The organism is Streptomyces sp. NBC_01775 (genome assembly GCF_035917675.1).
In the GTDB taxonomy this organism is placed as follows: domain Bacteria; phylum Actinomycetota; class Actinomycetes; order Streptomycetales; family Streptomycetaceae; genus Streptomyces.
In genome coordinates, this window is record NZ_CP109104.1 from 183,618 (window position 1) to 209,284 (window position 25,667).

General features: G+C 72.3%; 19 protein-coding genes. 8 read left to right on the plus strand and 11 right to left on the minus strand.

Translation table 11 applies throughout. The features are described from left to right. Positions 1-19: 19 nt before the first annotated feature. Positions 20-1,441 carry a TerD family protein gene (locus tag OHB04_RS00955; RefSeq protein WP_326685835.1) on the minus strand — a complete coding sequence of 474 codons (1,422 nt, stop codon included), beginning with the start codon at positions 1,439-1,441 and terminating at the stop codon, positions 20-22. Positions 1,442-1,847: 406 nt separating this feature from the next. Here OHB04_RS00955 and OHB04_RS00960 point away from each other — a divergent pair, with 406 nt between their 5' ends. Beyond that, positions 1,848-2,489 (plus strand): DUF6643 family protein, encoded by a 642-nt coding sequence (locus OHB04_RS00960; RefSeq protein ID WP_326685836.1) that lies wholly within the window; start codon positions 1,848-1,850, stop codon positions 2,487-2,489. A 150-nt stretch (positions 2,490-2,639) separates the two neighbouring features. Here OHB04_RS00960 and OHB04_RS00965 read toward each other — a convergent pair whose 3' ends face one another. The 3 genes from OHB04_RS00965 to OHB04_RS00975 are packed head-to-tail and all read right to left on the minus strand — an operon-like array spanning position 2,640 to position 5,931. Beyond that, entirely contained in the window at positions 2,640-3,032 is a 393-nt protein-coding gene (locus tag OHB04_RS00965) for a DUF779 domain-containing protein (RefSeq protein ID WP_326685837.1), read from the minus strand. Continuing rightward, on the minus strand, positions 3,032-4,555 hold the full coding sequence (gene exaC / locus OHB04_RS00970; protein WP_326806523.1) for an acetaldehyde dehydrogenase ExaC: 1,524 nt from the start codon (positions 4,553-4,555) through the stop codon (positions 3,032-3,034). The genes OHB04_RS00965 and exaC overlap by 1 nt, the downstream gene beginning before the upstream one ends. Positions 4,556-4,611: 56 nt before the next feature. Continuing rightward, positions 4,612-5,931: a helix-turn-helix domain-containing protein gene (locus tag OHB04_RS00975; protein ID WP_326806524.1), complete on the minus strand. Its 1,320-nt coding sequence runs from the start codon at positions 5,929-5,931 to the stop codon at positions 4,612-4,614. Between the two features lie 102 nt (positions 5,932-6,033). Between OHB04_RS00975 and OHB04_RS00980 the strand changes: the two genes are divergently transcribed. Continuing rightward, on the plus strand, positions 6,034-8,445 hold the full coding sequence (locus OHB04_RS00980; protein WP_326806525.1) for a phosphoketolase family protein: 2,412 nt from the start codon (positions 6,034-6,036) through the stop codon (positions 8,443-8,445). Positions 8,446-8,490: 45 nt separating this feature from the next. Here OHB04_RS00980 and OHB04_RS00985 read toward each other — a convergent pair whose 3' ends face one another. Continuing rightward, positions 8,491-9,876 carry a family 2B encapsulin nanocompartment shell protein gene (locus OHB04_RS00985; protein ID WP_326685841.1) on the minus strand — a complete coding sequence of 462 codons (1,386 nt, stop codon included), beginning with the start codon at positions 9,874-9,876 and terminating at the stop codon, positions 8,491-8,493. A 61-nt stretch (positions 9,877-9,937) separates the two neighbouring features. Beyond that, positions 9,938-11,362 carry a family 2B encapsulin nanocompartment shell protein gene (locus OHB04_RS00990; RefSeq protein ID WP_326685842.1) on the minus strand — a complete coding sequence of 475 codons (1,425 nt, stop codon included), beginning with the start codon at positions 11,360-11,362 and terminating at the stop codon, positions 9,938-9,940. Between the two features lie 547 nt (positions 11,363-11,909). Here OHB04_RS00990 and OHB04_RS00995 point away from each other — a divergent pair. Then, positions 11,910-12,512 (plus strand): Rv1733c family protein, encoded by a 603-nt coding sequence (locus OHB04_RS00995; protein WP_326685843.1) that lies wholly within the window; start codon positions 11,910-11,912, stop codon positions 12,510-12,512. 185 nt (positions 12,513-12,697) lie between these two features. Beyond that, entirely contained in the window at positions 12,698-15,169 is a 2,472-nt protein-coding gene (locus OHB04_RS01000; protein WP_326806526.1) for a right-handed parallel beta-helix repeat-containing protein, read from the plus strand. Here OHB04_RS01000 and OHB04_RS01005 read toward each other — a convergent pair. Further along, on the minus strand, positions 15,139-17,718 hold the full coding sequence (locus tag OHB04_RS01005) for a hypothetical protein (RefSeq protein WP_442814768.1): 2,580 nt from the start codon (positions 17,716-17,718) through the stop codon (positions 15,139-15,141). The two genes, OHB04_RS01000 and OHB04_RS01005, sit on opposite strands and share 31 nt — an antisense overlap. 219 nt (positions 17,719-17,937) lie before the next feature. Between OHB04_RS01005 and OHB04_RS01010 the strand changes: the two genes are divergently transcribed. Next, positions 17,938-18,801: a DeoR/GlpR family DNA-binding transcription regulator gene (locus OHB04_RS01010; protein ID WP_326685845.1), complete on the plus strand. Its 864-nt coding sequence runs from the start codon at positions 17,938-17,940 to the stop codon at positions 18,799-18,801. 90 nt (positions 18,802-18,891) lie between these two features. Next, entirely contained in the window at positions 18,892-19,365 is a 474-nt protein-coding gene (locus tag OHB04_RS01015) for an SRPBCC family protein (protein ID WP_326685846.1), read from the plus strand. A gap of 38 nt (positions 19,366-19,403) precedes the next feature. Here OHB04_RS01015 and OHB04_RS01020 read toward each other — a convergent pair whose 3' ends face one another. Further along, positions 19,404-20,546, minus strand: a complete 1,143-nt coding sequence (locus OHB04_RS01020; RefSeq protein WP_326692552.1) for a PLP-dependent cysteine synthase family protein — start codon at positions 20,544-20,546, stop codon at positions 19,404-19,406. A gap of 123 nt (positions 20,547-20,669) precedes the next feature. Here OHB04_RS01020 and OHB04_RS01025 point away from each other — a divergent pair, with 123 nt between their 5' ends. After that, positions 20,670-20,978, plus strand: coding sequence for a hypothetical protein (locus OHB04_RS01025; protein WP_326685847.1), 309 nt, complete (start codon positions 20,670-20,672; stop codon positions 20,976-20,978). Between the two features lie 159 nt (positions 20,979-21,137). Then, positions 21,138-21,767, plus strand: coding sequence for an ATP-binding protein (locus OHB04_RS01030; RefSeq protein ID WP_405807640.1), 630 nt, complete (start codon positions 21,138-21,140; stop codon positions 21,765-21,767). Between the two features lie 20 nt (positions 21,768-21,787). Here OHB04_RS01030 and OHB04_RS01035 read toward each other — a convergent pair whose 3' ends face one another. The 3 genes from OHB04_RS01035 to OHB04_RS01045 are packed head-to-tail and all read right to left on the minus strand — an operon-like array spanning position 21,788 to position 25,604. After that, complete coding sequence (locus OHB04_RS01035) at positions 21,788-24,370, minus strand: ABC transporter permease (RefSeq protein WP_326806528.1); 2,583 nt, start codon at positions 24,368-24,370, stop codon at positions 21,788-21,790. Next, complete coding sequence (locus tag OHB04_RS01040) at positions 24,367-25,287, minus strand: ABC transporter ATP-binding protein (RefSeq protein WP_442814769.1); 921 nt, start codon at positions 25,285-25,287, stop codon at positions 24,367-24,369. The genes OHB04_RS01035 and OHB04_RS01040 overlap by 4 nt, the downstream gene beginning before the upstream one ends. Further along, positions 25,284-25,604, minus strand: coding sequence for an SHOCT domain-containing protein (locus tag OHB04_RS01045; protein ID WP_326806529.1), 321 nt, complete (start codon positions 25,602-25,604; stop codon positions 25,284-25,286). The genes OHB04_RS01040 and OHB04_RS01045 overlap by 4 nt, the downstream gene beginning before the upstream one ends. Between the last annotated feature and the right edge of the window lie 63 nt (positions 25,605-25,667).

Below are 25,667 nucleotides of genomic sequence, written 5' to 3' on the forward strand. Positions count from 1 at the left end.
CCCCGTAGGTGACACCGGGTCATTTGCGGCCCGGCGTCCACTGCATGCCCCAGCCGTACTCCTGGTCGACGGTGCGCTGGGGACTGACCCCGCGCTGCGGGACGAGGTAGCGGGCCTCACGGCGCACCATCAGCTCACCGCTGTCGTTGGTGATGAGCGCGAGGGCGCACACCGTGGAGGGGATGGTGCACTCGTCGAGGGAGAAGTCGACGGGGGCGCCGTGCTGTGGCTGGAGGGTGACGGTGGCGTGCAGTCCGGCGAAGCTGCGGGCGCCTTCGTAGATGGTGACGAAGATGAGGACCCGCCGCAGGTCCTTGATGTGGTCGAGGTTGATGGTGAGGTTCTCGCCGGTCTCCACACTGCCGGTGCGGTCGTCGCCGTCGAGGTGGATGTAGGGCGGGTGGGCCAGGGAGCCGAAGGAGTTGCCGAGCGCCTGGACGACGCCCTTGCGCCCGTCGGTGAGTTCGTAGAGCGCGCACAGGTCGAGGTCGGGGCCGGTGAGGGCGCCCATGGCGCGGCTGAGCCGGCCCGCGAGACCCTTCTGTGGCTGGGCCTGGGTGGTCCAGTTGAGGTTGACGCGCATCGAGCCGGACGTGCCGCCCTGCTTGGACAGGGAGACGGACGGGGCGTCCTTGGTGAGCGTCACCTTGCTCAGCCGTACGGGCTGGGCGGACTGCTGCGGCTGGGCGGACGGCAGGGACTGCGCGGACCCCGTGTATCCGGTGGGCTGCTGGGGGGCCTGGGGTGTGGGCCCGGGCGCCGAGGGGGTGGGGACGTCGGGCGGCTGCGGCAAGTTGGGCGGGCCGGGCACGTCGGGGGCCTGGGGCATGGTGGGCGGGGTCGGCAAGGTGGGCGAGTCGGGCATGTTCAGGTGCAGCGGGGTGCGGGAGGGCGGCGGCGCCGGGTCGTCCACGGTGATGCCGTAGTCGTTCGCCAGCCCCGCGAGGCCGCTGTCGTAGCCCTGCCCGACGGCGCGGAACTTCCAGGCCCCCTGCCTGCGGTACAGCTCGCCGAGGACGAAGGCGGTCTCGGTGGTGGCGTCGGGGTCGAAGCGGGCGACCTCCTGTCCGGACGCGCCCTCGGGAGCAGCGGCGTCGAGCACGCGGACGTAGAGGCCGGGCACCTGGCCGAAGGTGCCGCCGTCGGCGGAGGCGGCGATGACGATGCGGTCGATGTCCGGCTCGACGGCGGCGAGTTCGACGGTCAGCTCGTCGGTGTAAGCGGCGCCGGGCGACTTCTTGCCTTCGTGGCGTACGGCGGTGGAGACGTGCCGGGGCTGGTTGTAGAAGATGAAGTCGGCGTCGGAGCGGACCTTGCCGTCCTCGGACAGGAGCAGCGCGGAGGCGTCGACGTCGGGCACGCCGGGCCGGGAGCCCCAGCCGATTTCGACCCGTACCGTCGTCACCGGCACCGGAACATTGGTCCCCTTGCGCATCGTCATGCCACTCCCCCTCGGGCTCGCTGCGGTGCGTACCACCTTCCTCCCAACCTATTGCACGGCGTCCCGGCCTCCTATGCCCCTCCACCGAGGTCCCGGAGCCCGAACAGGGAGCCGGAGCAAGGGCGTTCTGGGGCACTGTCGGTGGGCTTATGCTTCTGTCAGCTTTCCCTCTCGCGCGCCCTAATCGGGACAGGCGGGAACAAGCCATGTCCGTGTGCCTGATCGGGTGTCATCCTGGTCGGCATGGGGGGTATTCGCCCTGTTCGCACTCCCCCGTCCGCAGCCTGCGACAAAGGGGTTGTCAAGTGGGCGAAAACCAGCTCCCGCCTGCGGCGATGTGGGTGGGACGGGCGTTCCTTCTGTACCTCTCTAGTGTCGATGCTAATTTTGGGCTTAACTTATGAGCATGACCTCCCCCCGCAGCTCTTATGGCGGCGGCTACTACGCTGCACCGTCCTACCCCGAGACGCCGATCTACGACATGCTGGTCGCCGAGCGGGGCACGCCGCAGATCGCTCCTATCCGGGTGCCTTCGGTGTACGACACCGGGGGCGCGGGAAGTGCACTGGCCGCGCTGCCGCCCGCGCTGCCTTCCGGCCACGATCCCCGTCAGGCGCCCGCGCCGTCCTACGGCTACCAGGCACCCGCTCCGCCGCAGCCGCAGATGCCGCAGCCCGCTCCGTTGCAGAGCGCTCCGGCCCCGATGATGCGGCAGGCGCCCGCCGCGCTGCCGCCCGGCCCGGGTGCGATGCAGCAGGCTCCCACCCCGCTCCAGCACACGCCGGCGCCGCACATTCCGCAGCAGGTGCCGCCGCGTGGCTATCCCGGCCCGGGGGGTCCGGCTCCCATGCAGCAGCAGCCGGTGCAACAGCAGCAATACCAGCAACAGCAGTACCAGCAGCAGCCGGTGCAGCATCAGCCGACGCAGCACATGCGCCCGGTGGCGCCGATGGCACCGGTGGCTCCGCGCCCGGCCCCGCCGCAGCAGATGCAGGACCCCTACGAGGACCCGTACGGCGGCCACCAGTACCCGGGCCGGGGGTACTGACCGCCGGGAGAAGTTCAACGTCCCGCGTGGGCACCGCCGTTGGGGAGACGGCGGTGCCCACGGCCGTATCGGCGCAGGGCCTTGGTGCAGGGGCCCGGATGCTCGCGCGCCCCTGCACCAAGGCGCCCGTGCTCACCAAGCCACCGTTGCTCACGCTTCCATCAGCCGCGATCTGATCAAGAAGCGCACTCCTTCGGGTGCTTCCAGGGAGAAGCCGCTTCCCCGGCCGGGGACCACGTCCACGGTCAGATGGGTGTGGCTCCAGTAGGCGAACTGGCTGACGGACATCCAGAACGGAACGGGGTCGGGCACGCCCTCGACGGACAGTTCGCCCAGCAGTACGTCGGAGTTGCCGGTGCGGAACTCGCCGCGCTCGTAGCACATGGGACTGCTGCCGTCGCAGCAGCCGCCGGACTGGTGGAACATCAGCGGGCCGTGCTTGTCCGTCAGAGTGCGCAGCAGGTCGGCGGCCTCCGCCGTGAGGGCCACGCGCTCGGGCTCTGCTCCCTCCTGCTGCTGCGGAGGCGGTTGTTGCTCGGTCATCAGAACAGTCCGAGCTTCTTGGGTGCGTAGCTGACCAGGAGGTTCTTGGTCTGCTGGTAGTGGTCGAGCATCATGTGGTGGTTCTCGCGGCCGATGCCGGACTGCTTGTAGCCGCCGAAGGCGGCGTGTGCGGGGTAGGCGTGGTAGCAGTTCGTCCACACGCGCCCTGCCTGGATGGCGCGCCCGGCGCGGTAGGCCCGGGAGCCGTCCCTGGTCCACACGCCGGCGCCCAGCCCGTAGAGGGTGTCGTTGGCGATGCTGATGGCGTCGTCGAAGTCGGTGAAGCCGGTGACGGAGACGACGGGGCCGAAGATCTCCTCCTGGAAGACCCGCATCTGGTTGCCGCCCTCCAGGATGGTCGGGCGCACGTAGTAGCCGCTCTCCAGGTCGCCGCCCAGCTCGGCCCTGGCGCCGCCGGTCAGGACCCGGGCGCCCTCCTGCCTGCCGATGTCGAGGTAGGAGAGGATCTTCTCCAGCTGGTCGTTGGAGGCCTGAGCGCCGACCATGGTGTCGGTGTCCAGGGGGTGGCCCTGGACGATGGCCTCGGTGCGCTCGATCCCGGCGTCGAGGAAGCTGCGGTAGTGACTCTGCTGGATGAGGGCGCGCGACGGGCAGGTGCACACCTCGCCCTGGTTGAGGGCGAACATGGTGAAGCCCTCAAGGGCCTTGTCGTAGAAGTCGTCGCCGTCGTCGGAGACGTCCTCGAAGAAGATGTTGGGGCTCTTTCCGCCCAGCTCCAGGGTGACCGGTTTGAGGTTCTCCGAGGCGTACTGCATGATCAGCCGCCCTGTGGTGGTCTCCCCGGTGAAGGCGACCTTGGCGACACGGGGGTTGCTGGCCAGCGGCTTGCCCGCCTCGGCGCCGAAGCCGTTGACGATGTTGACGACGCCGGGCGGCAGCAGGTCGGCGACCAGGCTCATCCAGTAGTGGATGGAGGCGGGGGTCTGTTCTGCGGGCTTGAGGACGACGGCGTTGCCGGCGGCGAGCGCGGGGGCCAGCTTCCAGGTGGCCATCAGGATCGGGAAGTTCCACGGGATGATCTGCGCGACGACGCCCAGCGGCTCGTGGAAGTGGTACGCGACGGTGTCCTCGTCGAGCTGGGATAGCGAGCCCTCCTGCGAGCGGATGGCTGCGGCGAAGTAGCGGAAGTGGTCGATGGCCAGCGGGATGTCCGCGGCCAGCGTCTCGCGTACCGGTTTGCCGTTCTCCCAGCTCTCGGCGACGGCCAGCTCCTCCAGGTGCTCCTCCATGCGCTGGGCGACCTGGTTGAGGATCTGGGAGCGCTCGGCCGGCGAGGTGCGGCCCCAGGGCCCGGCGGCGTCGTGGGCGGCGTCGATGGCGCGCTCGACGTCGTCGGCGGTGCCGCGCGCGATCTCGGTGAAGGGCTGCCCGGTGACCGGGGTGGGGTTCTCGAAGTAGCCGCCCTGCTTGGGGGCGACGTAACTGCCGCCGATCCAGTGGTCGTAGCGCGACTGGTAGGACATCAGTGCGCCTTCGGTGCCGGGTGCGGCGTAGCGGCTCATGCTGCCTCCCTTGCCAGGTCCCGCCGGCGGTCGGCGGGCGCGGTGTGCCGGGGAGGCTAGTGCCGGGAACGTTGCGGATAGGTTGCGCGCCCGGCGGGGTCGCCGAACAGCCCGTAGGCGGCGCGCAGTTCCCGCACGCGCGCCGCGGTGGCCGGGTCGGGGCGCGCGCCGTGCAGGGCCTCCCACATCTCCAGGTCGTCCTCGCCCCAGGCGGTGCACACCCAGCGCTCCAGCAGCGCGGGGTCGGCGCGCGACAGCAGGCGGCTGCGCAGCCGGTTCTCCAGCAGCCTGCGCAGCCGCACGACGCCGGGGGCCTCGGAGCCGGGCAGCAGGGGCCCGCCGTAGGCGGTGAGGGCCGCGTCGGGGTCGGCGGCCGTGAGCGCGTCGGTCACGGTGTCGTAGTCGGTGTGCGGGCGCCTGCGCAGGCGGTAGGGGCGCGATTCCAGCAGCGGTCCCAGCAGGTGGCGCAGCCGCGAGAGTTCGGCGCGCAGGGTGACGGGGGTGACGTCGCGCTCGCCGTACAGCTCGCGGCCGAGGAACTCGCCGGTGAGCCCGTCGGGATGGGCGGCCAGCAGCAGAAGGATCTCGCTGTGCCGGCGGCCCAGCCGCAGCGGGTGTCCGGTGGCGCGGGTGTAGGGGGTGTGCAGCAGCGCCTCGTCGCGGCCGAGGACATCGAGCGCGTAACCGCCCCGGGACGGACCGGACCGTGTGGGCTGCGCTCCCAGCTCGGCGAGGCGGGCCTCGGCGGCGCGGGCCGTGGCCTGGACGAGGGCGAGGCTGTGCGGGGAGGCGAGGTGGTCGCCGCCGGTGATGTCGACGGCGCCGACGACGCGCCCGGTGTGCGGGTCGCGCACCGGGGCGGCGGCGCAGGTCCAGGACTGCACGGGCAGGCAGTAGTGCTCGGCGGCGAAGATCTGTACGGCGTGGCCCACCGCGAGCGCGGTGCCCGGCGCGTTGGTGCCGCTGGCGCGCTCGTCCCAGCGGGCGCCGGGCACGAAGTTCATCCCCTCCGCGCGGTGGAGCACTTGGGGGTGGCCCTCGATCCAGAGCATGGTGCCGCGCTCGTCGCAGACGGACAGCAGGTGGGCGCCGTCGTCGGCGATGGTGCCCAGCAGCTCGCGGAAGAGCGGCATCACCCGGGCGAGCGGGTGGGTCTCGCGGCGTTCGGCGAGCCGGGCGTCGTCCATGTCGACGCGGGCCATGCTCTCGGGGCCCAGACGGGCTCCGGCGCAGCGCCGCCAGGACTCGGCCACCACGTCGCGTACGGGGGCGCCGACGGTGCCTCCGGTCAGGAACCGCTCGTGGGCGCGGCGCAGCTGCCCGGCCCGCTCGGCCGGGTCGGCACCCGCTTCGAGCGACAGCCATGGATTGTGCACCCCGTCATCGTGCAGCGGCGCGGGCCGGCAGACAACGCTCCTGGCAGGTCCGTACGGAATATCGGGGGTGTCGGGCGGGGGCCCGCCTGGTACCCATCGGGCATGCCGGAACACCAGCCCGAACACCAGCCCCTCTCCGAACGTGAGGCCGAACAGCTGGACGCGCACTGGCGCGCCATGAACTACCTGTCGGCCTGCCAGCTCTATCTGCGGGCCAACCCGCTGCTCAGCGAGCCCTTGCGCCCCGAGCACATCAAGCCGAGGCTGCTCGGCCACTGGGGCACCTGCCCCGGGCTCGGCATGGTCTACACCCACCTCAACCGGCTGATCAGCCGGTACGGGCAGCGTGCGATGGCGGTGTGGGGTCCGGGCCACGGCGCTCCGGCGGTGCTGGCGGGCGCCTGGCTGGAGGGCAGCTACGCGGAACTGACGCCGGACGCGCCCCGGGACGCGCAGGGCATGCTGCGCCTCTTCCGTGACTTCTCCCAGCCCTGCGGGATCCCCAGCCACACGGCTCCCGATGTGCCCGGCTCGATCCAGGAGGGCGGTGAGCTGGGCTATTCCCTGGCGCACGCCTACGGGGCCGCGTTCGACAACCCGGAGCTGCTGGTGTGCGCCGTGGTGGGGGACGGCGAGGCCGAGACGGGCCCGCTGGCCACCTCCTGGCACGCGAACAAGTGGCTCGACCCCGTGCACGACGGGGCCGTCCTCCCGGTGCTGCACCTGAACGGGTACAAGATCGCCAACCCGACCGTGCTGGCCCGGTTGCCCGAGGACGAGCTGGCCTCGCTGCTGCGCGGCTACGGCTACGACCCGCTGTTCGTCACGGCCGGGCCGGACACGCCGCCACCGGAGGCACACCGGGCGATGGCCAGAGCGTTCGACCACTCGCTGGTCCGCATCGGCGCGATCCAGGACGAGGCTCGCTCCGGCGGGGCGGGCACTCAGGACGCCTGGGAGAGCCGTCCGCGCTGGCCGATGGTGGTGCTGCGTACGCCCAAGGGCTGGTCGGGCCCCAGGGAGGTGGACGGACAGCCGGTGGAGGGCACCTGGCGGGCGCACCAGGTGCCGCTGGCCGGGGTGAAGGACGATCCCGAGCGGCTGCGGCAGCTGGAGCGGTGGCTGCGCTCGTACCGGCCGCAGGAACTGTTCGACGAGGCGGGCAGGCCGCTCCCCGCTGTGCTGGAGTGCGTGCCGGAGGGTGAGCTGCGGCTGGGCTCGGTGCCGGAGGCGAACGGCGGGCGGCTGCTGAGGCAGCTGCCGCTGCCTCGGCTGGAGCCGTACGCGGTGCCGGTGGAGCGGCCCGGCGCCGGCTCGCACGAGCCGACGCGGGTGCTGGGCCGGATGCTGGCGGAGCTGATGTCGGCGACCGAAGAGCGGCGGGACTTCCGGCTGTTCGGCCCGGACGAGACGGACTCCAACCATCTGGACGGGGTCTACGACGCCACCGAACGGGGCTGGCAGGCCGGGCTCAAGCCCACCGACGAGCACCTGAGCCGGCACGGCCGGGTGCTGGAGGTGCTCTCCGAGCACCTGTGCCAGGGCTGGCTGGAGGGCTACGTGCTGACCGGCAGGAACGGGCTGTTCGCCTCCTACGAGGCGTTCGCCAACCTGGTCGCCAGCATGGCCGCGCAGCACGTCAAATGGGTCCACAGCGCCCGTGAGGTCCCCTGGCGGCGGCCGATCGCCGGGCTCAACTACCTGCTGACCTCGCACGCGTGGCGGCAGGACCACAACGGCTTCTCCCACCAGGACCCGGGCTTCATCGACCACGTGCTGAGCAAGAGCCCGGACGTGGTGCGCGTCTACCTGCCGCCGGACACCAACACGCTGCTGTGCGTGGCCGATCATGTGCTGCGCACACGGGACACCGTCAATGTGGTGGTGGCGGGCAAGCAGTCCTGCTTCGACTGGCTCGACCTGGACCAGGCGCGCGCGCACTGCGCGCGGGGGCTGGGCGTCTGGGAGTGGGCCGGGACCGAGCGCGTGGGCAGCGACCCGGATGTGGTGCTGGCGTGCGCGGGGGATGTGCCCACCCAGGAGACGCTGGCGGCGGCCTCGCTGCTGCGTGAGTGGCTGCCCGGCCTGGCGGTGCGGGTGGTGAACGTGGTGGACATCGCCCGCCTGACCCATCCCGCCGAGCACCCGCACGGGCTGTCCGACACCGAGTTCGACGCGGTCTTCACCCGGGACCGGCCGGTGATCTTCGCGTACCACGGCTATCCGTGGCTGGTGCACCGGCTGGCCTACCGGCGGGCCGTGCACGACCAGCTGGCGGTGCGCGGCTACCGCGAGATGGGCTCGACGACGACGCCGTTCGACATGGTGGTGCGCAACGGGATGGACCGCTACAGCCTCGTCCAGGACGTTGTCGACCGCACTCCGGGGCTGGGCTCGCGGGCGGCGGGGACCAGGCAGGCCGCGGCCGACATGCGTGAGCGGCACCATCGGTACATCCATGAGCACGGCACGGACATGCCGGAGGTCACCGGCTGGCGCTGGACCGGCCGGTGACCCGCGGCTGTTCCCCCGTGCCCCCCCCACCCCGCCTGGCGGGGGTCAGACCTCGACGTCCTCCAGGATGCCGAGCGCGTCGGGCACCAGGACGGCGGCGGAGAAGTAGGCGCTGACGAGGTAGGAGATCAGCGCCTTGTCGTCGATGCCCATGAAGCGGACGTTGAGGGAGGGCTGGATCTCGTCGGGGAGGCCGGTCTGGTGAAGCCCGACGACGCCCTGGTCGCCCTGTCCGGTACGCATGGCCAGCACCGAACTGGTGCCGTCGGGGCGTACGGGGATCTTGTCGCAGGGCAGCAGCGGAATCCCGCGCCACGCGTGGGCCGGGGCGCCCTCGACCTGGGTGCGGTCGGGGTAGATGCCGCGCTTGCTGCACTCGCGGCCGATGGCGGCGATGGCGCGGGGATGGGCGAGCAGGTAGCGGGTCTTGCGGCGCCGGGAGATCAGCTCGTCGAGGTCGTCGGGCGTGGGCGGGCCGGTGCGGGAGTGGATGCGCTGGCTGAGGTCGGCGTTGTGCAGCAGGCCGAACTCGCGGTTGTTGACCAGCTCGTGCTCCTGGCGCTCGCGCAGCGCCTCGACGGTGAGGCGCAGCTGCTCCTGGACCTGGTTCATCGGGTCGTTGTAGATGTCGGCGACCCGGCTGTGCACCCGCAGGACGGTCTGCGCGACGGAGAGTTCGTACTCGCGTGGGCTGCGTTCGTAGTCGGCGAAGGTGCCGGGCAGCTGGTGCTCGCCGATGTGGCCGGAGGCGAGGGAGATGTCGGCCTCGCCACGCCGGTTCTGACGGGGTACGGCGTGCGAGAGCACCTGGTCGAGGTGGCTGCGCAGGGCGTGCGAGCGCTCCGCGATCTCCTCGAAGCGCTGGGCGGGCAGGGCGAGGACGGTGCAGCGGGTGGTGGCCCGCAGGGTGTGTTCCCAGGTGCCGGGTGCGCGGGTGAGGATCTGGTCCCCGACGTGGTCGCCGTCGGCGAGGACGCCCAGGGTGATCTCGTCGTCGTACTGTCCGGCGGCGAGCTTGACGAGCCGGCCGTGGGCGATGAGCAGCAGCTCGGAGGCGGGCTCGCCGCGGGTGGTGAGCACGTCGCCCGGTGCGTACTCGCGCTGGGTGAAGCTCTCGGCGAGGGCGTGCAGCGTCGCCTCGTCCTCCAGCCCGCGCAGCAGGGCGATCTCCCGCAGCTCGGAGGGGATGACGTCGATGTCGGCGCCGGTGGAGACGAACTCGATCCGGCCGTCGCCGACGGTGTGGGTCAGGCGCCGGTTGACGCGGTAGGTGCCGCCTGTGGTCTCGACCCAGGGCAGCACGCGCAGCAGCCAGCGCGGGGAGATGCCCTGCATCTGCGGGGGCGTCTTGGTGGTGGTGGCGAGCTTGCGTGCGGCTGGGGTGGTGAGGCTGGAGGGAGCGGTCCCGAGTGTTTCGGGGTGCGTCGTCATCTGTTCCCTGTTTCTGGTGTTTCCGGGTGCCGGTTCTCGGGTTCTGCTTCGGCTGCTTTTCTCAGTGGCCGATCTCGACGTCCTCCAGAATTCCGAGCGCGTCGGGAACGAGTACGGCAGCGGAATAGTAGGCGCTCACCAGATAGGACATGACGGCCTTTTCGTTGATGCCCATGAAACGCACGGACAGGCTCGGGCTGTACTCGTCGGGAATTCCTGTCTGGTGAAGGCCGACGACGCCCTGCGCCTTCTCCCCCGTACGCATGGCGAGCACGGAGGTGCTGCCCTGCGGGGTGACCGGAATCTTGTTGCAGGGGAGGATCGGCACGCCGCGCCAGGCGGGCACCGAGTGGCCCTCGTACTCGATGGCCTGCGGGTAGATGCCCCGGCTGCTGCACTCGCGGCCGATCGCGGAGATCGCCTTGGGGTGGGCGAGGATGACGCTGGGGTCCTTCCACACGGTGGCGAGGAGTTCGTCGAGGTCGTCGGGGGTGGGCGGGCCGGTGCGGGTGTGCACGCGGTGCTTCATGTCGACGTTGTGCAGCAGCCCGACCTCGCGGCTGTTGACCAGCTCGTGTTCCTGGCGCTCGCGCAGGGCCTCGATGGTGAGGCGCAGCTGCTCCTCCAGCTGGTTCATCGGGTGGTTGTAGAGGTCGGCTACGCGGGTGTGGACACGCAGGACGGTCTGCGCGACCGCCAGTTCGTACTCGCGGGGGCTGAGGTCGTAGTCGACGAAGGTGCCGGGCAGGGCCGGCTCGCCGGCGTGCCCCGAGGCCAGGTCGATGGCGGACTCGCCGTTCTCGGTGCGCTGTGCCGGGATCAGCGCGGGAGAGGCCGCGAGGTGCCCTCGGAGCGACTCCGACTGGGACAGGACACCGTCGAAATCGTCCCTTCCCAGGGTGAGTACGGTGCCGCTGGTGAGCGAGGTGAGGGTGTGGTCCCACAGGCCGGCCTGGCCGGTCAGCCGGTCGTCGCCGGCGAAGTCGCCGTCGGCCAGGACGCCGAGCATGGTCTCCTCGTCGTACCTGCCGCGGCCGGTCTTGCGCAGCTTTCCGTGGGCGATCAGAACGAGCCGGTCGGCGGGCCGCCCGGCCTCCACGATGACCTCACCCGGTCCGAAGTCGCGCTGTTCGCACCGTGAGGCGAGGGCCTCCAGGACCGCGCGGTCCTCATAGCCGCGCAGCAGGGGCAGCTCGGTCAGCTCCAGCGGGATGACGCGGACCTCCGAGCCGGTGGAGACGAATTCCACCCGGCCGTCTCCCAGGGTCAGGCTCAGCCGCCGGTTCACACGGAACGTTCCGCCTGTCACCTGCACCCACGGCAGCACTTTCAGGAGCCACCGGGAGGTGATTCCCTGCATCTGCGGAGGTGTTTTCGTGGTGGTCGCGAGATTCCGCGCCGCGGCTGTCGCGAGGCTGAGCTGCGCCTGCTCGCCCGCTTCGGCCGCGCTCTCGCTCCCAGAATTCCGCTCCGCCGCAGTCGTCATCTGACACCCGCCAATCTCCGTGCCGGTCAATTCGATTCACACGCTGCGGCCAAAAGCTAGTGAGATCCCTCCGCGGTGGGCAATCGCTCAAAAGATGCCCCCGCCCTCCGAATGCACGGGCGCGACACGGGTAACGGGCCGTTTTCCGCGCCCGTTCGTCCACCCAGGGTGACGAAGACGTCTTGATCATCACTGTCCGCGACATCGGAATGCCGTGTGCCCCTTGAGGGCGTGCTCGTGGCCCTCGCAAAGTGCTCGCGGGGCGCAGGAGCACGGGGGCGGCGCGCAACCTCCCTCGCGCGCCCCGCGTCCCTCTTCGCGGATTCGCTCAGTAAACTCGGGGCACCACGAGGGGGATCGAAACGGCCCGCGGAAGGGAGCGTGCTGCCCGGCTCTGACCACGAGGCCGCCCTGACCAGGGGCCGCACCGGTCCGGCCGGCCGAGCGCTCGTCACGAAACGGTGATTTCGCTCTCTTCGGGCTTCTCTCGTGCATGTAACGCTCCCGGCGAGGTACGTACGGACGGGGAGATAGGGGGTGAGCGGTGATGCGAACGATCGTCGGCCTCTGGCGCTGGCGCGGGAATCCGCTGTGCCGCCGCACCGACCGCCGTGAGGCGTGGGCCGCCCTGTGTGCCGCGCTCCTGATCGCCGTGGGCGCCCCGCTGATCGGCTGGCTCGGCGCCGACGCGGCACACCACGCACTGCTCCGGACGGCCCACGAACAGCAGCGCGAGCGCCACCGGACCTGGGCGACGGCCCAGCACGTCAACGTCCGCCCGTCACTGGACTCGAACCCGGAGACCGGCGCGCAGGGCCGCGAGCGCACCCGTGTGACAGCCCGCTGGACCGGACCGGACGGGACGGTGCGCACCGGCACCGTCTCGGTGCACCGCGAGGTGAGTCCCGGCAACCGCTTCCAGGTGTGGACGGACGGGCAGGGCCGTCTGACGGCCCGGCCGATGAGCGCGCGCAGCGCTTCCTCGCACTCGCTGCTCGCGGGGCTGGCGGCGGGCGCCTTCGCCGTCGGGGGCGTGGAGGCGGGGCGGCGGCTGACGGTGCGGATGCTGATGCGGCGCCGGTACGCGCGCTGGGGCGAGGAATGGGACCGCATCGGCCCCGACTGGGGCCGGACCGGCACCAGCAACTGACCACCCCGCGTACCTCTCCCGGAACCCTCCGCGGCATCCCGGGAGGGGTTCACTCGGATGGACCAGTCAACTCGAACCCCCAGCGCACGCTACGGTGGTGCGGCCGGTACAGGCGGCGCGCGGACAGCGCCGCACATCGCGGCACAACGCATCTGAGTACGTACGAGGTTGGGGCACAGCACTCCATGGCACAGGGCTCGGTCCAGGTGACGCACAGCGGCACGTCGCGGTGGCGGCGGCGCACAGGCGAGTACGCCTCGCTGTCCGCAGCGCTGGAGGCGGCGGGCGACGGGGACGTCCTCACGCTCGCCCCCGGCACCTACCGGGAGAACCTGGTGGTCGAGCAAGCGGTGACGCTGCGCGGGCCCGAGCGCGCGGGCGGCGGCTCGGTGCGTATCGCCCCGGCCGACGGAGTGGCGCTCACGGTGCGCGCCGCCGCGCTCGTCCAGGACCTCCAGATCGAGGGCCAGGACTCGGCCGTGCCCGCCGTGCTGGTCGAGGACGCGGCGCCGGAGCTGACGGGGCTGCGGGTGATGACGCGTTCGGCCGCCGGAATAGAGGTGCGCGCCGGGGCCCGTCCGACCGTCCGGCGCTGCACCGTCGACAACCCCGCCGGGCTCGGCATCAGCGTTTCCGGTGCGGCCGGCGGCGTCTACGAGGAGTGCGAGGTGGTGGCCGCGGGCCAGTCCGGGATCGCGGTCCGGGACGGCGCGCGCCCCCGGCTCACGCACTGCCGGGTGCACCACGCCTCCGGCGCCGGGATCACCCTCCAGGGCGAGGGCACCACGGCCGAGGCGGTCGGCTGCGAGGTGTACGAGATCAAGGGCAGCGGCCTGCGGGTGGCGGCCCGTGCCAGCGGGCACTTCACCGACTGCCGGGTCCACCGCACCTCGGCGGACGGGGTCACCCTGGAGACCGACGCCGTGCTGACGCTGGCCGACTGCGACATCCACGAAATTCCCGAGAACGCCGTCGACCTGCGCTCGCGTTCGGTGCTGACGCTGACCCGTTCGAAGGTGCGGCGCTTCGGGCGCAACGGCCTGTCGGTGTGGGACCCGGGCACCCGGGTGGACGCCAACGGCTGCGAGATCCACGACAGTACCGGCGACTACCCGGCGGTGTGGGTCAGCGACGGCGCCACCGCCGTGCTGGACTCCTGCCGGGTGCACACCGTGCCCGACGCGCTGTTCGTCCTCGACCGGGGCTCTCGCGCCGACGTGCTGGACAGCGACCTGTCCCAGGTGCGGGGCACGGCCGTCTCGGTGAGCGACGGAGCGGCCGTGCAGCTCGACGACTGCCGGATCAGCAAGGCCGCCACCGGCGCCTGGTTCCGCGACCACGGCAGCGGCGGCGTGCTCAACGGCTGCACCATCGACGGCGCGGCCACCGGGGTCATCGTCACCAAGGGCGCCGACCCCACCGTGGAGCGCTGCACCGTCAGTGCGGCCGCCGAGGCGGGCTTCTACGTCTCGGCCGAGGGGCGCGGCACCTTCCACAACTGCCGGGTGACCGGTTCGCGCGGCTACGGCTTCCACATCATCGACGGCTGCCGGGCCACGCTGCGCCGCTGCCGTACGGAGCGGTGCGCACGCGGCGGCTACGAGTTCGCCGACGAGGGCCCCTCCGTCGAGGACTGCACCAGCGACGAGAGCGCGGCCCCCGTCAGCGCCACGGCGGACCCCGTGGCGGCGGGCGGGCCCCACTCCCCCACCGCCGCGCCGGGGCTGCTGACCGCGACGGCACCGGTGCCCCGGCAGCGGCGCCCCGACGAGACCACGCCCGGGACGTCGGCGGCTGCCCCGGCCGCGCAGGGGGAGCAGGCCGTCGAGGAGGCGCCCGGGGAGGCACGTCCGCCGAAGGAGGTCCTCGGGGAACTCGACGCGCTGGTCGGGCTGGAGAGCGTCAAGCGTGAGGTCCGCGCGCTGACCGACATGATCGAGGTGGGCCGCAGGCGCCAGGAGGCCGGGCTCAAGGCCGCCTCCGTACGGCGGCATCTGGTCTTCACCGGCTCGCCGGGCACCGGCAAGACGACCGTGGCGCGGCTCTACGGCGAGATCCTGCGCGCCCTCGGTGTCCTGCGGCGCGGCCACCTGGTGGAGGTCTCGCGCGTGGATCTGGTGGGCGAGCACATCGGGTCGACCGCGATCCGCACCCAGGAAGCCTTCGAGCGGGCCAAGGGCGGGGTGCTGTTCATCGACGAGGCCTACGCGCTCTCCCCCGAGGACTCGGGCCGCGACTTCGGACGCGAGGCCATCGACACGCTGGTGAAGCTCATGGAGGACCACCGCGACGAGGTCGTGGTGATCGTCGCGGGCTACACCGCCGAGATGGAGCGCTTCCTGGCCGTCAACCCGGGTGTGGCGTCGCGCTTCTCGCGCACCATCACCTTCGGGGACTTCGCGCCCGAGCAGCTGCTGCGGATCGTCGAGCAGCAGGCCGACGAGCAGGAATACCACCTGGGCGAGGGGGCGCGCGAGGCACTGCTCGGATACTTCACCGAGCTGCCCAAGGGCCCGTCGTTCGGCAACGGGCGCACCGCGCGGCAGACGTTCGAGGCGATGGTCGAGCGGCACGCGGGCCGGGTCGCGCACTTCCCCGACCCGAGTACCGACGACCTGACCCTGCTCTATCCGGAGGACCTGCCGGGCTCACTGTGAGCGAGCTCGGCCACCGGTTCAGCCTCCCCGTCCGGTTCGGGCCCGGCGACCTGTCCGGGCTCGGCGGCCGGTTCGTGCCCGGCCGATGCGGACCGGGGCTGCTGGGGAACACCGGTGTGCGGCTCGCGTCCGGCTGTACGCGCGGACTTGGACTTCAGACGGGTCAGCAGTCCGTCCCGCTCCTGCGCGAAGGCCGGGTCCGCCTGGTAGTCGCCGTGGGCCAGGATCGGCTCCGGCAGCGGCTGTTCGCGGGTGCGCCCGTAGGCGAGCGGGTCCAGCAGCGGGCCCCGGTCGACTCCGTGGCACTGCTCCGGCGGGGCCTGCTCCGGGGCCTCGGCGCGCTCGGGGCGCACCGGGCCGCCGATCGGGTCGGTGAGCCGCCACAGGTTGCGCCAGCAGTCCAGGTCGTTGTGGAGCGCGGCCAGCTGCCGGGGCCCGAAGTAGGCGGGGAACCAGCGCCCGTAGAGCCGCTCCAGGGGTGAGCCGTAGGTCAGCAGCGCGATCTGGCGGCGGGTGCGGGGATCCAGCTGCCACACGGCGGCGGCGGCGAGGACGCTGCCCTGGGAGTGCCCGGAGATCACCAGGCGGCGGCCCGGCTCCTTGTGCGTCCACATCGCCATCCGCCAGGCCAGGTCCGGCACGGCGCGCTCGGCGTAGCACGGCGGTGCGAAGGGGTGGGCGCTGCGGGGCCAGAAGGTGCCGACGTCCCACAGGATGCCGATGGTGCGGCGGGCCGAGGCGTCGCGGTAGGCGCGGCGGCCCCAGGTGAGGAAGAGCAGGAAGCCCAGCCCGATCAGCCAGGAGCCCAGCGCCTGCACCGTGTCGGCGAACCCGGCGACGATGTCGGGGGTGTCCTGGGCTGCTTCGCTGGGGACCTTCCCCGTCAGCAGGGCACCGAGCTGGGCGATACCGCCGAGCGACAGCGTGACGAGGGCGATCGTGGCGACCAGCCAGGGGGCCTCGTCGGTCAGTCCGGCGCGGGCGATCGCCCCGGCGATCTTGCGCGAGCGGGACTCGTCCGGGAGCGACCCGGGGTAGCCCGCCGTCACGTCGCCGGTCAGCCGCCTGGCGTCACGCCACACGCGGAAGGCGAACCAGCACACCAGCAGCAGCACCACCGCGAGCAGCACCGGGATGATGGAGGCCTGCCAGGTGAGGATCGTGGGCGGGCCGCCGATCAGACCGTTGCCGGAGCCGGGCGAGCCGGGGCCGTCCAGCCAGTCCCCGACGCGCTGGGAGATTCCGCCGGAGAGCACCCCGCCCAGGGCGCAGGCGAGCATGGCGATACCGGCGGAAGCGAACCCGGCCAGGGCCGTGCGGGGGACGCGACGGGAGCGGTGGAGCCGTACCCCGACGATGCCGAGCACGACGACGAGGGCTCCTTGGAGCAGTGCCAGCACCCCGAAGGTCTCGTCCCCCGGCAGCGAGCCGCCGGAGACCCAGCCGGGGCGGCTCCAGGCGCTGTGCACCACCGCGAGCACGGCCACGCCGATGGAGGCGCCGGGCAGCGCGCGCACGGCGAGCTTGTCGATCCGGTCGTCCGCCTCGCGCTCCTTGCGGCCCCTGCGGCACACGACGTACAGGACGCACAGCACTCCCACGACGATCAGCCCGGCCAGCAGCCGGCCCAGCACGTCCAGCGTGACGTCGCCGCCCGGCTTGCGGTCGTAGCGTCCGGCCGCGGCGGCCAGGGCGGCGGCGATGGTCAGGAAGGCCGCCGCCGTGTGCGCCGCGCGCAGCCGGGCGACGTGCCGCTTCCCGTACCAGAACCCGGGCAGCGACAGCGGCGGGCGGCCGTTGGCGCCGGGGGCGTCCTCGGGGACGGTGGGCTTGAGCGGCGGCTGGGATTCGTAGGCGCTCCAGGTGCGGTGGGAGAGCCACCACAGCAGCACGGTGCCGGCGGCGGGCAACGCCGTGGCGAGTGCCAGCCTGCGTCCGGGCTGGCTCCACCAGCCACCGGAGCCGGAGCCGGGCACGGCCATGAAGGCGAGCCAGGAGTGTTCCTCGGCACAGCGGGCCTCACCGGCGCACTGCCAGGCGGCCAGGTCGAGCGCGACCTCGCAGGCAGCGGCGGTCAGCAGCACGGTGAGGGAGAGCGCGATCAGGCGCACCAGCAGCCCGTGCAGGCGCACGGCGCCGCGCCGCCCGTCGGCGGCGGGCCGGGTCCAGTGCGCGAGGTTGACGACCATGAACGGCAGCAGGATCAGCCACAGGGCGCGCGAGCCGTTGCCAGAGGTGAGGTTGGACCAGCAGTACGCCTCCGGGACGGACTTGTCGGCGTAGTCCTCCGGGCGGTGCTCGGCGTCCTTGTCCTCCTTGCGCCGGAAGACGGCGGCTGTGCTGTCGCCGGTGACGCGCGTGGTGTGCGGGTCGCCGAGCATCTCCTCGGGGGTGGTGCCCCCGACTCCGTGAACGAGCAGCTCCAGCGACAGCTGTGACCCGGGCCGGTGGCGCCGGTCGTCGGCCGGGGCGGATGGTGCGGATGGTGCAGTGGCGGTTGGTGTGGCGGCACGTCCGGGCGCGCTGGTGTGAGCATGGTCTGACGGCACGGTGATTCCCCCGAGATCCCCCGAAACTGTGTGTCAGCGGTCCTTTCCAGCATCCCCGCCGGGAGGGGCCGTGGGGAGCCCCTCCGGAGTGAACGGGGGGTGCGCGAACCCGAATCGTGACATGCGCGCGCTCGTTGTGCGCGTGCGAAAATGGTCGGGTCGGCGGCCTCCCCACAGTCCCCACGGATCGGTCACGGAAAGCGAACGGAGACAAGGGCAGTGAGCGACAACCAGAACCTCCTCGCCGAGCAGCGGCGCGCGCTCATTCTCGAGGAGGTGCGTCGCCGGGGCGGGGCACGGGTCAACGAGCTGACCCGGAAGCTGAGCGTCTCGGACATGACGGTGCGCCGCGACCTGGACGCGCTCGCCCGGCAGGGAGCCCTGGAGAAGGTGCACGGGGGCGCCGTTCCGGTCGCGGAGGCCAGCACGCACGAGCCGGGGTTCGAGGCGAAGTCCTCGCTGGAGCTGAGCGCGAAGGAGGACATCGCGCGGGCGGCGGCCGTCATGGCGCAGCCGGGGAGCGCGATCGCCCTCTCCGGCGGGACGACGACGTTCGCGCTGGCGCAGCATCTGCTGGATGTGCCGAATCTGACGGTGGTCACCAACTCGGTACGGGTCGCCGACGTCTTCCACTCCGCCCAGCGCTCCTCGGGCGCTCTTCAGCCGGGCCGCCCCGGCGCGGCGACCGTGGTGCTGACCGGCGGGGTGCGTACGCCCTCGGACTCGCTGGTGGGCTCGGTGGCCGACGCCGCGATCCGCTCGCTCCACTTCGACCTGCTCTTCCTGGGGGTGCACGGAATATCCGTCGAGGCGGGCCTGTCGACGCCGAACCTCGCGGAGGCGGAGACGAACCGGCGCTTCGTCGGCTCGGCGCGCCGGGTGATCGTGGTCGCCGACCACACCAAGTGGGGGACGGTGGGGCTGAGTTCGTTCGCCTCGCTGGACCAGGTGGACGCCCTGGTCACGGACGCCGGGCTGCCCGCGGAGGCGCGCGCGGAGATCCAGGAGCATTTGCCGCAGCTGGTGGTGGCGGGCGAGCCGGAGCCCGACGCGGACAGCGGCTCGGAGACCGGCGAGCAGTAGCCCAGGGCCGGGCCCCGGGGTGACGGAGGCGGGCGGGTGAGCGCCGGATAGGCTGTGCACATCCGTTCGCACACTGCTGGGGGTCGTCCCATGGCACGTCAACTGCGTTCTGTAGGGCTGGAGTTCGCCGATACCGCGCCGCTGCGGCTCTCCTTCGCCGCCGACCTGGGCGTGCCGCGCGAGAGGGTGTTCACGGCGCTGGCCGAGGAGCTGGAGGCCTGGCCGCTCTGGTTCACGGCGGTGAGCCAGGTGACGCCGACGGAGGGCGGCAAGGGGCGTCACGTACGGCTGACGGGCGGGGGGTTCTTCACCGAGACGGTGCTGGCCGCGGTGCCCGCCGAGCGGTACACCTACCGGATCGACCGGACGAACGCGCCGGGGATGCGCGCGATGATGGAGGACTGGAACCTCGCGGTGTCGCCGTCCGGCGGGGCGCGGGTACGCTGGACGATGGCGGTGGACGGGACCCGCACGCTGCGCACCGTCATGCGGCTGGGCCGGGCCGGGATCGGCGCCTCCTTCCGGGACGCGATGCGCAAGCTGGACCTCCGGCTGCGCCCCTGACTCTCAGCCGCCCATGCCCATGCGCTCCCGGGAAGGGCTCAGGCCCACTCCCCCGTGGCCAGGAAGTGTTCCAGGGTCGCCGCGTAGGGGGCGATGTCCAGCCCCTGGGAGGCCAGCCAGGTGTCGGAGTAGTACTTGTCGAGGTAGCGGTCGCCCGGGTCGCACAGCAGGGTGACGACGCTCCCCCGCTCGCCGCGCTCCAGCATCTCGGCGACGATCTTGAGGCTGCTCCACAGGCCGGTGCCCGTCGACCCGCCCGCCCTGCGGCCGAGGACCTGCTCCAGGGCGCGTACGGCGGCGACGCTGGCGGCGTCCGGCACCTTCATCATCCGGTCGATGGCCCCCGTCACGAAGCTCGGCTCCATCCGGGGCCGTCCGATGCCCTCTATGCGGGAGGCCTTGTCGCTGGTCGCGTCGGGGTCACCGCGGGTCCAGCCGTCGAAGAAGCAGGAGTTCTCCGGGTCGGGGACGCACACGCGGGTGTCGTACTGCATGTAGTGGATGTAGCGCGCGAAGGTGGCCGAGGTGCCGCCGGTGCCCGCCGTGGCCACGATCCAGGCGGGCTCGGGATAGCGCTCCCGGCTCAGCTGCTGGTAGACGGACTCGGCGATGTTGTTGTTGCCCCGCCAGTCGGTGGCGCGCTCCGCGTAGGTGAACTGGTCCATGAAGTGGCCGCCGCTCTCCGCGGCCAGGGCGGCCGAGACCTCGTACACGGTGCGCGGGTCGTCCACCAGGTGGCACCGGCCGCCGTGGAACTCGATCAGCCGGGTCTTCTCGCCACTCGTCGTGCGGGGCATCACCGCGATGAAGGGCACCCCGATCAGCTTGGCGAAGTACGCCTCACTCACTGCCGTGGAGCCGCTGGATGCCTCGATGACGGGGCCGCCGGGCCGTATCCAGCCGTTGCAGAGCGCGTAGAGGAACAGAGAGCGGGCCAGCCGGTGCTTGAGGCTGCCGGTGGGGTGGGTCGACTCGTCCTTGAGGTAGAGGTCGATCCCCCACTCCCCGGGGAGCGGGAAGGAGAGCAGATGTGTGTCGGCGCTGCGCCCGCTCTCGGCTCTGACCTTGCGTACCGCCTCCTTCAGCCAGCTCCGGTAGGCGTCGTCACTGCGGTCCACATCTGCTGTCGGGACGGCTGTGGCAAAAGGGACGGATTCGGCGGTGCTCACGAAGCCGATCATAAAGGTGCACTGGTAGATGGGCGCGGAGAAGGGCATGCTCCCCCGGAGGGGTACAGGTCCCGGGTGTACTGCGGACGCACGGGGGTACCCCTGCTGGGACGATCCGGTGGGAGGCGGTTTGTTGTGGCGGAGCCGGAATTCGACGCGACTGGGGTACGGATACACCGGATGCTTCGCTCACTCACCCGCGCCGGCCATGTGCTGGTGCGGGACGGCCAGCTGGTGCTGATGACCAGTTACGGCAGTGAGATCGACAGCGCTCCGGTCGACCAGGTCCGCATCAACGGATACGGGCTGCGGGACCAGGCGCTGGCCACGCTGGGCGGGAAGCGGTATCTGCTGCGGCTGGGGCTGGGGCACCGCGAGGGGCTGTTGTCGGCGGTGCGCACGGCCCGCGCCAAGGCCGCCGCCGAACGCGGTGTGCTCGGCTAGGTGACCGCGGCACGCTTGCCGCTTGCGGCCCGGCTCGGCCGCTCCCACGCTGGACCTGTTACGTACATCACATGTGATCCGCTCCCCGCCCCCTCGGGCAGGCCCTCTCAGGGAGTCACAGACGTGATCAGTCCACCGAGCAGTACGAGCACGCAGGCCCTGCCTGGACGGCACTGTGCCGTGGAGTTCCAGGCGCTTCCCTCGCGGATCGGCCAGGTCCGCAGAATCGTGTCGGCGCAGCTGCGCTACTGGCGTCTCGACCCTCTCATCGACGCGGCGGTGCTCGGGGTGACCGAGCTGCTGACCAACGTCCACCGGCACGCGGAGTCCGACACGCACGACAAGCACTGCACGGTGGAACTCGCCCTGGTCTGGGACCGGCTGACGATCTCCGTGCACGACCACGACCCCCGGCTGCCGAGCGTGCGCTCCACCGTGCACGAGCCGGTGGCCACGCCGGAGCGGATGGCCACCAGCGGGCGCGGGCTGGCGCTGGTGGCGGCCGTCAGCGCCAGCTGGGGGATGCGGGCGCAGCGGGACGGTTCGGGCAAGACCGTCTGGTTCTCGCTCCCCGCGGCACCGGCCGCGCCGCGCGCGGCACCGGGGCCCGGGGCGGACGGATGGGGGCGGACCACATCGACGGGGGCTGCCGCTCCGGAGGAGCGAGAGCCCCCTGCCTCCCTGCCTGTGGGGGACACCTCGGCGGGCGCCCCCGTCCTCCCGCGGCACGCCGGCGGTGCCGGCCGGGCGCCGCGGCCCGCCGAGGTGGAGACGGCCGCCACGGGCTGAGGTCCGCGGCAGCCGTCGGCTCATTCCGTGGCGATGGCGCGCAGCACGTCGAGCCCGGCCGCCCGGCGCGCCGGGCGCCAGCCCGCTGCGAGCCCGGCGCCGAGGCCGACGAGCGCCACGACGGTGAGCTGGAGGGGCGGCAGACTCAGCACGCTCAGCCCTCTGCTGTCGGTGGCCCGCACCAGCGCCCAGCCCAGGAAGCCGCCCAGGCCCAGCCCGCCGGCCGTGCCGAAGGCCGCGACCAGCAGCGACTCCCAGCGCACCATCGCGCGCAGCTGGGCGCGGGTCTGGCCGACCGCGCGCAGCAGCCCCAGCTCCCTGGTGCGTTCATGGACGGCGAGGGTGAGGGTGTTGGCGATGCCCAGCAGGGCGATGAGGACGGCCAGGACGAGCAGGGCGTAGACGAGTGTCAGCATCATGTCGATGCCGCCGGCGGCCGACTGGGCGTACTCGTCGCGGGTCTGCACGTCCGGCTCGCCGTAGCGCTCGGCTACCTCGGCGACCGCTGCCTGGCCCTCTTCCTGGGAGACGCCGTCCTTGAAGGAGACGGACAGCAAACTGTCGGCGTCCTGGGTGCGGTGCGGGGCCCAGGCCCGGTGGGTGATGACGTAGTCGCCGGTCAGCTCGCCGGTCTCGTAGACGGCGCGCACGGTGAAGCGCTCTTTCCGGCCGTCGGTGAAGGTGAGCGCGACGGTGGAGCCCGGCTTCCAGCCGTTGCCCTCGGCCTTGCTCCGGGAGACCGCCAGGCCGTCCTTGCCGAGGCGGGCGAGGGAGCCGTCCACCTGGCCCAGGTTCATCACCTCGGGCAGCTTGGCCGGATCGGTCACCGTCAGCTCCTGGCCGGAGCCGTCGACGCGGGCGACGCCCTGGCCGAGGCCGAGCGCGGTGTCCACCTCGGGGAGCTTCTGCAGGGCCGGGCCAAGCTTGGGGCTCAGGCCGCTGCCGCCCGCGCCGAAGCCCGGGGTGCTGACGGCGACATCGCCGGCGAAGTTGCGCCCGACGGTCTCGTCCATCATCGACTTCAGCGACGCGGCGAAGACCGTGAAGAGGGTGACCACGGCGACGCCGATCATCAGCGCGGTCGCCGTGGCGGCCGTGCGTTTGGGGCTGCGCAGCGCGTTGCGCTGGGCGAGTGCCCCGGTCCTGCCGCGCAGCCCGGCGAGGGGACCGCCGAGGGCGCGTACGGCGAGCGCGGCGGCCGGCGGCCCCAGGACGATGAACGCGGCGAGCACGGCGACGGCGCCGGTCGCGGTCATGGGCACGGACCTGCTGCTCTCCGCGGCGCCCACGGCGGCGAGCGCGATGCCGCCCGCGCCGAGCAGCACGCCGGAGGCGGCGCGTCCGTGTGAGACGCGGGTGGTCTCCACGGCGGTCTCGCGCAGTGCCGCCAGCGGTGCGGTGCGTCCGGCGCGTACGGCGGGCAGCAGCGCGGAGCCGAGGCAGACCAGGATGCCGACCCCGAACGGCAGCAGCATGGACAGCGCGCTGATGGCCAGCGAGCCTTCCGGGAAGGGGAACCCGATCGCCGGGAAGAGGGCCTGGAGTCCGGCGGCGATGCCGATCCCGGCGCCGAGGCCAACGGCCGAGGAGACGGCTCCGACGACGGCGGCCTCGGCCAGCGTGGTGCTCAGCACCTGGCGCCGGGAGGCGCCGAGCGCCCGCAGGAGCGCGTTCTCGCGGGTGCGCTGGGCGACGACGATGGCGAAGGTGTTGTGGATCGAGAAGATCGCCACCAGCAGGGCGATGCCGGAGAAGACCAGCAGGAGGCTGGTGAAGAGCGTCAGGAACTGGCCCGAGAGGTTGTCGAGGTTCTCGTCGGCCGCCTGCTGTCCCGTGACGGCCTCGACGCCGTCGGGCAGCCTGGACTCCAGCCGGTCGGCGAGCTGTTGCCCGCTGGTGCCGTCGGTGGCGCGCACCTTGAGGGAGGCGGCCAGGCCGGGTGCGGGCATGAGGTACTTCTCCGCGTCGGCGCGGGTCATCCCCGTGAAGGTGGACTGCGCCATGCCGCTTTCGCCGCCGAAGGTTGCCAGGCCGACGATCTTCACCTTGACCGGGTCGGGGGTGCGCAGGGTGGTGGTGTCCCCGATCCTCAGCTTGCCGGTGTCGGCCGCGCCCTCGTTGAGGACGACCTCGCCGGGTGCGCGGGGTGCGCGGCCCTGGGACAGGTCGTAGGGGTTCAGGCGCGGGTCGCGGAGCCAGTTGCCCGCCGTGGTGGGCGGGCCGTCGCCGCCGACGGGTTCGCCGTCGGAGCCGATGAGCTGTCCGGCGCCCTCGATGCTGGGTTCGGCCGCGGCGACACCGGGGGTCTTACGGACGGCGGCGAGGCTGTCGCGGACCCGCAGCGGGTTCCGGGTGCCCATGGCGTCGTCGGAAGTGGTGATGACGCTGTCGCTGCGGACCACGGCGTCGGTGCCGCTGGTGGCGTTGCCGAACATCGAGTCGAAGCCGGCCCGCAGGGTGTCGCCCATGACAAGCGTGCCGACGAGGAAGGCGACGCCCAGCAGCACGGCGGAGAAGGTGCCGGCGAAGCGTCTCTTGTGGGTGCGCAGCGAGGCGAGGCTGAGCCGGAGCGCGGTGCGGGCGCTGCCCTCGGCGGTGCTCATGTGACCAGCCCCGCGCGGTCGTAGGACTTGAGCTGGTCCAGCACGCGCTCGGCGGTGGGCTTCTCCATGCGGCCGACGAGCCGCCCGTCGGCGAGGAAGACCACCTCGTCGGCGTGTGCGGCGGCCACCGGGTCGTGGGTGACCATCACGACGGTGCGGCCCATCCGGCGCACCGCCTCGCCGAGCAGTCCGAGGACCTCTTCTCCCGAGCGGGAGTCGAGGTTGCCGGTGGGCTCGTCGGCGAAGACGACCTCGGGACGGCTCGCGAGGGCGCGGGCGACGGCGACGCGCTGCTGCTGGCCGCCGGACAGTTCGCCGGGCCGGTGGTGGAGCCGGTCGCCGAGCCCGACGACGTCGATGAGGGACCGGGTCCACTCGGCGTCGGGGCGGCTGCCGGCCAGGTCCTGGGGCAGGGTGACGTTCTCGGCGACGGTCAGGGTCGGCAGCAGGTTGAACGCCTGGAAGACGAAGCCGACGCGCTCCCGGCGCAGCAGCGTGAGCCGCTTGTCGCTGAGGGCGCCCAGCTCGGTGGCGCCGATGTGGGCCTGGCCCGAGGTAAGGGTGTCGAGCCCGGCGGCGCAGTGCATGAGGGTGGACTTGCCGGAGCCCGAGGGGCCCATGATGGCCGTGAAGCGTCCGGTGGTGAAGCCGAGGGTGACGCCGTCGAGGGCGCGGACCTCCGTGTCACCGCTGCCGTAGACCTTCACGGCAGCGGTGACACGGGCGGCTGCGGTGTCACGCGCCCCCTCCTGACCCGCTTCTCCGCCCCCGCGGCCTCCCACAGGCCACACCATCGCCTGCGACCCGGCAGCCGCACGTGCGTCGCGCACCCCCTCCTGACTCGCTTCTCCGCCCCCGCGGCCTCCCACAGGCCACACCATCGCCTGCGACCCGGCAGCCGCACGTGCGTCGCTCATGCGGCACCGTCCTTGGACTCGCCGTGCCGCTCACGGACGCTCTCGTTCAGTACGGAGGCGCGGCGCCAGTACTCGTCCTCGTCGATCTCGCCCTGTGCGAAGCGGCGGTCGAGCATGCCGAGCGCGGTGTCGGGTCCGTGTGCGGAGGCTGCGGCCGGCGCGTGCCGCTGGTGCTGCCAGGGTCCGCGACGGCCGCGCCACACGGTGCGGCGCAGCAGGATGACGCCTCCCGCGATCACGGTCGCCCAGATCAGCGGGAAGAGCAGGATCCAGGGCCCGGGGCCCCCGCCGTCGTGCCATTGCGCCAGGGTCTGCATGGTCCTCAGCTCCTCGGTCGGTGTGGTGCCTTTCACTACCGAGAGTGGCTGTGGAGGGGGGTC

Coding starts and splice junctions, on each gene's coding strand:
- OHB04_RS00955 (WP_326685835.1), bottom strand. CDS start 1,441: ATGACGATGCGCAAGGGGACCAATGTTCCGGTGCCGGTGACGACGGTA.
- OHB04_RS00960 (WP_326685836.1), top strand. CDS start 1,848: ATGACCTCCCCCCGCAGCTCTTATGGCGGCGGCTACTACGCTGCACCG.
- OHB04_RS00965 (WP_326685837.1), bottom strand. CDS start 3,032: ATGACCGAGCAACAACCGCCTCCGCAGCAGCAGGAGGGAGCAGAGCCC.
- exaC (WP_326806523.1), bottom strand. CDS start 4,555: ATGAGCCGCTACGCCGCACCCGGCACCGAAGGCGCACTGATGTCCTAC.
- OHB04_RS00980 (WP_326806525.1), top strand. CDS start 6,034: ATGCCGGAACACCAGCCCGAACACCAGCCCCTCTCCGAACGTGAGGCC.
- OHB04_RS00985 (WP_326685841.1), bottom strand. CDS start 9,876: ATGACGACGCACCCCGAAACACTCGGGACCGCTCCCTCCAGCCTCACC.
- OHB04_RS00990 (WP_326685842.1), bottom strand. CDS start 11,362: ATGACGACTGCGGCGGAGCGGAATTCTGGGAGCGAGAGCGCGGCCGAA.
- OHB04_RS00995 (WP_326685843.1), top strand. CDS start 11,910: ATGCGAACGATCGTCGGCCTCTGGCGCTGGCGCGGGAATCCGCTGTGC.
- OHB04_RS01000 (WP_326806526.1), top strand. CDS start 12,698: ATGGCACAGGGCTCGGTCCAGGTGACGCACAGCGGCACGTCGCGGTGG.
- OHB04_RS01015 (WP_326685846.1), top strand. CDS start 18,892: ATGGCACGTCAACTGCGTTCTGTAGGGCTGGAGTTCGCCGATACCGCG.
- OHB04_RS01020 (WP_326692552.1), bottom strand. CDS start 20,546: ATGATCGGCTTCGTGAGCACCGCCGAATCCGTCCCTTTTGCCACAGCC.
- OHB04_RS01035 (WP_326806528.1), bottom strand. CDS start 24,370: ATGAGCACCGCCGAGGGCAGCGCCCGCACCGCGCTCCGGCTCAGCCTC.
- OHB04_RS01040 (WP_442814769.1), bottom strand. CDS start 25,287: ATGAGCGACGCACGTGCGGCTGCCGGGTCGCAGGCGATGGTGTGGCCT.
- OHB04_RS01045 (WP_326806529.1), bottom strand. CDS start 25,604: ATGCAGACCCTGGCGCAATGGCACGACGGCGGGGGCCCCGGGCCCTGG.